Annotated in this window: 6 protein-coding genes; all 6 read right to left on the bottom strand. The window is 63.3% G+C overall.

Translation table 11 applies throughout. The features are described from left to right. A partial coding sequence (ftsA, locus tag QZT71_RS11640; RefSeq protein ID WP_295916384.1) for a cell division protein FtsA occupies positions 1-1221 on the bottom strand: 1221 nt, incomplete at its 3' end. Between the two features lie 12 nt (positions 1222-1233). Next, positions 1234-2334 carry a hypothetical protein gene (locus tag QZT71_RS11635; RefSeq protein WP_295916383.1) on the bottom strand — a complete coding sequence of 367 codons (1101 nt, stop codon included), beginning with the start codon at positions 2332-2334 and terminating at the stop codon, positions 1234-1236. A 97-nt stretch (positions 2335-2431) separates the two neighbouring features. Beyond that, entirely contained in the window at positions 2432-3880 is a 1449-nt protein-coding gene (gene murC, locus QZT71_RS11630) for a cyanophycin synthetase (RefSeq protein ID WP_295916380.1), read from the bottom strand. A 122-nt stretch (positions 3881-4002) separates the two neighbouring features. Further along, positions 4003-5106 (bottom strand): undecaprenyldiphospho-muramoylpentapeptide beta-N-acetylglucosaminyltransferase, encoded by a 1104-nt coding sequence (murG, locus tag QZT71_RS11625; protein WP_295916379.1) that lies wholly within the window; start codon positions 5104-5106, stop codon positions 4003-4005. Positions 5107-5112: 6 nt separating this feature from the next. Then, positions 5113-5307, bottom strand: coding sequence for a hypothetical protein (locus QZT71_RS11620; RefSeq protein WP_295916378.1), 195 nt, complete (start codon positions 5305-5307; stop codon positions 5113-5115). Next, a partial coding sequence (locus tag QZT71_RS11615; protein ID WP_295916376.1) for a YifB family Mg chelatase-like AAA ATPase occupies positions 5304-6422 on the bottom strand: 1119 nt, incomplete at its 5' end. The genes QZT71_RS11615 and QZT71_RS11620, both read right to left, overlap by 4 nt.

Below are 6422 nucleotides of genomic sequence, written 5' to 3'. Positions count from 1 at the left end.
AGGCTGGAATCCCGGGCGCGCTTCCGCGGGCCGGGCTGCAGGCGCTGCGGGACGCTCCACGAACGCGCATGCCCCCTGTTCGGCGCCTTTCAGCAGGATACCCACCGCCGTAGCATAGGAGGAATCCGCGATTTTCTCTTTCGACTCCTCGGCGACGCCCGGCTCGGCCGATGCGACGCGCACGTCCATGCCGGTCACGCGGCGGAACAGTTCGTCGAGGTCTTTCAGTTTGGCTGAACCGCCCGTCAGGACGATTCCGTAAGCCAGTTTCCCGGCATATCCCGAATCCTTGATTTCCTGCAGCACGAACTCGGCGATGTCCGTAGCCCGCGCCTCGATCACCGTGGCGAGGTTGCGCAGCAGGATGTCCTTCGCCTCGCGGGCCGTGCGGCCGTTGACGCGTATGAGCTTGTCCTCGGGAGCCAGTTCGGCCACCGCCGAACCGTATTTCTGTTTCAGGCTTTCGACATGCTTCTCCGGCACGCTCATCGTGCGTATATCGCGGTTGATGGCCGACGCGCCCATCGGAATCGTAGCGATGTAACGCACCACATTGCGGTAGTAAACCGCCACATCCGTCACACCGCCGCCGATGTCGACCACGGCAACGCCCTCCTCCTTCTCATCGGGGAGCAACACGGCCTCGGCCGTGGCGATGGCATTCGAAGTCACACCCAGCATCTTGATACCCAGCCGTTTGAGCGCCATATCGAGCCGCTGCATCGGCGTGCGCAGGCAAAGGATGAAGTTGAACGTCGACGAAAGTTTCTTCCCGAACGAACCGACGGGATTCTTGACCTCCTGGTTGTCGTCGACCATGTAGTTCTGGGGTACGCGATCCATGATCGTTTCGTCGTCGGGCGCCTGCACGTTCCGCATGCGGTCGAACAGGGCGTCGACGTCCTTCTGGTTCACGCCGTTCTGGGGATCGAAGACAAAGACGTGATCCGTATGGCGCGCACAGCGCACGAAGTCGCCCGAGATACCGGCATAGGCTTCCGTGACGCGGATGCCCAGCTGCTCCTCGGCTTCCGACACGGCCTCGCGGATCGCGCGGCTGACCAGTTCGATATTCTCGATTTTGCCCGCATTGACCCCCTCGACGGGTTTCGAGCTGATGCAAGCCACCTCCATCAGCCCCTCGGCGTTTTTCTCGCCGACGGCTACCACGACGTTCGATGAACCCAGATCGACGGCAACGGTATAATTCTTCTTTTCCACGGTATAATCCTTTTATTTCTTGCAAACCACCTGATCGTTGTACCTGACATCTATCGTCCTGTATGCATCCCAACCGATATTCTGCAGGCCGCTGCGGTAGAAACGCAACAGTTTTTCGAACTTGCGCTCCACCTGCTCGATGCGTCCGAAGAGGATGGTGTGGCGTCCGCTGCGGGGCACCAACTCCACTTCCAACGCACCGCTGGAGGTCGTTCGGGCCGCAATCTGCACCACTTCCGATCTCCAGAAATCGTCATCTTCGATGAACTCTACAAAGGTAAGCAGTTTCATGAAATCTTCGTAGCTTTTCTCCAACTTTTTTTGTTTCGCCCTTTCGGCCTCCTGGCGCTGTGCGATGCGGTCGATGCCCTCCTGAATCATACGGGCCTCGTAGCGGTATTTCCGGCGCATTTCGACTTTGTGCCTGCGCAGTTCGTCGACCCGTTTGTCGAACTCGGCCGAGCTCTCCAGCCGCCACCACTGCTTCTTGATTCGCATGCGGCGCAGGGCCGAGATATTGCGGTCGTTCTGCAGCTCCCGCTTGTAGAACGGGTATTTTTCGCGCTCCAATTCGGCGATCCGCTTGTCGAGCGCGGCGATTCCGGCATCGATATGCCCCCGCACGGGCCCCGCATAGGAGGCCGGGAACGGCGGGCGGTAAGTCCCCGTCACCACCGGCACGTAGAGCGACGAGGCGCGGGGCGCGGCAAAGACATACCCCTCGGGCGTAACGTACGAATCCATGCCGTCGGTCAGCAACCGCAGCAGCGGTTTGCGCTGGCTGATGTCGATATGCAGCACCCCGGAATAGGAAACGTATGCATCCACGCGGTCCACGAATCCGTTTTTGGCAATCAGCTCTTCGATTGCAGTCAGCGGCACATCATCAACTGCCGTGCCGGACGTCGGGATTCCGCTGTGCGAAATCCATCCGCGCACCATGCGACCCGAAACGAGGTATCCCGCCGACGAACTGTCGACCACTTCGATTTCGACCCGGCTGACCTTCCGTCCGGCACGCAGGCTCCGCGCCGTCGCACCCGCATACAGGATATATGCGGCCACGGCGCCCCACAGCAGTGCGAGCAGTGCGTATCGGATATACTTTTTCAAACCGGTTCGTTCAATCGTTCGTTCAGGCCGTGCACCCATCGGGGCACGACGCTCCGTCTTTCATCCGCGGGCCGCCTGCGGCAGGCGGTCGTGCGGGTCAGCTTTTCGCTTTCAGTTTTTCGGCCAGCGCCCCGCAGCAGGCGTCGATATTGCCCGCCCCGAAGCTGATTACCACATCGGTGTCCATCGCCGCCACGGTGTCGGCCAGCGTTTCCCGGCCGACGATGCGGCACGGCACAGCCACCCGTTCGGCGATAATCTCCGAGGTGATTCCCGGAATCGGCTCCTCGCGCGCCGGGTATATCGGCAGCAGCACCACTTCGTCGGCATGCGACAGCGCCTCGGCGAACTCCGCGTAAAGGTCGCGCGTGCGGGTGTAGAGGTGGGGCTGGAACAGCGCCGTGACGCGCCGCCCGGGAAACATCTTCCGCACGGAGGTCAGCGTCGCCGCCAGCTCGCGCGGATGGTGGGCGTAGTCGTCCATATAGACCTGCTTCGGGGTATTGACGTAGAACTCGAAGCGGCGTTTCACGCCCGAGAACGACGCCAGCGCCTCCCGCAGCTTACCGGCATCCGGCTCCGTCCCGTCGGCTTTCGCCGCGCACCATACCGAAGCCACGGCCGCCACCGAATTTTCGATGTTCACCCAGCCCGGTATGCCGAGCGTACACCCTTCGATTACACCGCCGGGCGTCACGATGTCATAGCGGTAGTATCCGCCCTCCAGCAGCTGCACATTGCGGGCGTAGAAGTCGCACGGCTCATCGTACGCATAACGGTAGACCGTAATCTGCGGATTGTCCACCACGATGTCGACCCCCTGTTTGATAATCAGGTACCCGCCGGGGCGAATCTGCCGCACGAACTGCGAGAAAGCCTCTTTCACCGCCTCGTGCGTGCCGTAAATATCGAGGTGGTCGGCGTCGGCCGACGTCACCACCGCCACATCGGGCCACAGGCGCAGGAACGAACGGTCGAACTCGTCGGCCTCGACCGCCAGCCGCCCGCCCGCAGGACGGGATTCGGAAGCTGCCGCGCCGCGTTCCGCCACCGGGCGCAGGCCCTGCACCCCGTTGCCGTCCAGCACCAGGTTCCCGTTGAAATTCTTCGAAATGCCGCCCAGGAATGCGCTGCCCCCGCCCGTCAGGCCGCGGTTGAGCCACGCCACGAGCGTCGAGGTCGTCGTTTTGCCGTGCGTACCCGCCACGGCCATGACGTATTTGCCCTCGGCCAGGTGCCCCAGCATCTGCGAGCGCTTCTCGATACGAAACCCGTTCTCCGCAAAATACTGCAACTCGCCGTGCTCCTGCGGCACGGCCGGGGTGTAGACCACCATCGTGTCCGCCGGATCGAGGAACCCGGCGGGAATCAACCGCACGTCGTCCTCGAAGTGGATTGCCGCCCCCTCGGCCGACAATTCGTCCGTCAGGTGCGAGGGGGTGCGGTCGTACCCGGCCACCTGCTTGCCCCCGTACATGAAATAACGGGCAAGGGCGCTCATGCCGATGCCGCCGATTCCCAGAAAATAGACCTTTTGAAACTCCATCGATTCGTTTTGCTAATTGCACGCCCCGAAGCCCCTGCACACCGCATTCGCATTTGCGAAACCGCCCCGCTCCCCTCCGGGACGAAGGCGCCCTGCAGCGGACGACGCTTCCGGCCCGTGCGTCACTTTATAACCTTTACAATCTCATCCACAATCCGCTCCGCCGCATCGGGGCGCGCCAGCTTTTCGAGGTTCTCGCTCATCGTGCGCAGCGCCTGCCTGTCGGCGAGCAGCTCCATCGCGCGCGCCATCGCTTTGGTGCGGGCTTCGGCATCGGGCACCACGACCGCCGCGCCCTTGGCCTCCAGGGCCCGGGCATTCTTGGTCTGGTGATCCTCGGCCACGTTGGGCGACGGCACGAACAGCACGGGCTTGGCCACCAGGCACAACTCCGAAACGGTCCCCGCACCGCTGCGCGACACGACCAGATCGGCCGCCGCATAGGCGTAATCCATGCGATCGATAAAAGCGCCCTGCCAGACGTTCTTCGCCGGATGCGCCGCCAGAAACGCCTGCATCTCGCGCTCGTAATACTTACCCGTCTGCCAAATCACCTGCACGGGCGCATCGGCGCCCCCGAGCGAGCGTACCCACGCTTTCATCATCTCGTTGAGCGAACGTGTACCGAGCGAGCCGCCCACGACCAGCACCACCGGAAGCTCCGCCGTAAAGCCGTAATAGGCCAACGCCTCGGCGCGGTCGGCGCCCTGCTTCGAGAAGCGGCCTCGCAGGGGATTGCCCGTCATCGTAATCTTACCGGGGGCAAAAAAGCGCTCCATGCCCTCGTAGGCCACGCAGATGCGCCGGGCCCCCCGCGCCAGTATCTTGTTCGTCAGCCCGGCGTAGGAGTTCTGCTCCTGAATCACCGTCGGCACCCCCAGGCGCTGTGCGGCCCACAACACCGGGGCGCTGGCATAACCGCCGAAGCCGACGACCGCGTCGGCCCCGAAATCGCGGATTGTCTTTTTCGCCATCCGGATGCTTTTCAGCACCTTGAACGGCACCGTCAGGTTGTGCCAGTCCATGCGCCGCTGCAGGCCCGCAATCGGCAGGCCGACGATACGATACCCCAGCGCCGGCACTTTTTCCATCTCCATTTTACCCTCGGCACCGACGAAAAGCAGTTCGACATCATCGCCGAACCGCCGTTTGAGCGCCTCGGCGACCGCCACGGCCGGATAAATATGTCCGCCCGTTCCGCCGCCCGAAAGGATGATTTTCTTCATAACCCTTTATTTTCCTATCCCGACGGGTTCCCCGAGGAATTTCGGGTTTTTCCCCGTCCATAAATCCATGAATATCTCGACCCGGGCCAGTTTTTCCCGGAATTCGGTCTTCACCCCGTTGTAAGCCTCCGCATCTGCCGCCGCGGCCAGCACCGTCCCGGTGAGCGCCGCCCGCAACGCCATTTCGAGCCATCGTCTCATCGGCCCCAGCCTCCTCTGTCCAGCGACCGGTAGTTGATCGCCTCGGCCACATCGGCCGCAGCGATATTATCGCGGCCCGCCAAATCGGCAATCGTCCGCGCCACTTTCAGAATGCGGTCATAGGCGCGCGCCGAAAGGTTCAGCCGCTCCATCGCCCGTTCCAGCAGCGCCGCCGAAGCCGCGTCGAGGCGGCAGTACTCCCGCAGCATCGCCGCGTTCATCCCGGCGTTCGTGTGTACGCCCGCCACCTCCCGGAACCGCGCGGCCTGCACCTCCCGCGCCCGCATCACCCGCTCGCGCACTGCGGCGCTCGGCTCTGCGGGAGCCGCCGCCGAAAGTTCCGCCGCAGGTACGGGCGTCACCTCGACATGCAGGTCGATACGATCCATCAGCGGCCCCGAAATCCGGCTCATGTAGCGGTGCACCGAACCCGGCGAGCAGACGCACTCCTTTGCCGGATGATTGTAATAGCCGCACGGACAGGGATTCATCGCCGCCACGAGCGTAAAGTCGGCGGGATATTCCACGCTGTATTTCGCCCGCGATACGGTGATTTTCTTATCCTCCAGCGGCTGCCGCAGCACCTCCAGCACACTGCGCCCGAATTCGGGCAGTTCGTCGAGGAACAGCACCCCGTTGTGCGCCAGCGACACCTCGCCGGGCCGCGGCGACTGCCCGCCGCCGATCAGCGCCACCTGCGAGATGGTGTGATGCGGAGCCCGGAACGGCCGCTGCGTCATCAGTCCGCCCGCAAACCCCGTTTTTCCGGCCACAGAATGTATCTTGGTCGTTTCCAGCGCCTCCTGCCGCGACAGCGGCGGCAGAATCGAAGGCATGCGGCGCGCCAGCATCGTCTTGCCCGAGCCGGGCGCACCGATCATCAGCACATTGTGCCCGCCTGCCGCAGCTATCTCCAGCGCCCGTTTCACGTGCACCTGCCCCCTTACGTCGGCAAAATCCTCTTCGTAACAGCCCGCCGCCGCTTCGAACGGCTCCGTGCTGTCCGGCACGGCGGCCATCGGCTCCGCCTCCCCGTTCAGCAGGGCAATCACCTCTTTCAGGCTCCCGGCGCCGAGCACCTCGACGCCGTCGACCACGGCCGCCTCCGCGGCGTT

Origin of the sequence: uncultured Alistipes sp. (assembly GCF_902388705.1) — a bacterium.
GTDB lineage: Bacteria > Bacteroidota > Bacteroidia > Bacteroidales > Rikenellaceae > Alistipes.
The sequence above is the reverse complement of the archived record's forward strand: the minus strand, read 5'-3'. Positions and strand labels throughout refer to the sequence as shown.

What these genes read in the sequence shown, in the direction of transcription:
- QZT71_RS11620 (WP_295916378.1), bottom strand. Translation starts at nt 5,307, where the DNA reads ATGAGACGATGGCTCGAAATGGCGTTGCGGGCGGCGCTCACCGGGACG.
- murG (WP_295916379.1), bottom strand. Translation starts at nt 5,106, where the DNA reads ATGAAGAAAATCATCCTTTCGGGCGGCGGAACGGGCGGACATATTTAT.
- murC (WP_295916380.1), bottom strand. Translation starts at nt 3,880, where the DNA reads ATGGAGTTTCAAAAGGTCTATTTTCTGGGAATCGGCGGCATCGGCATG.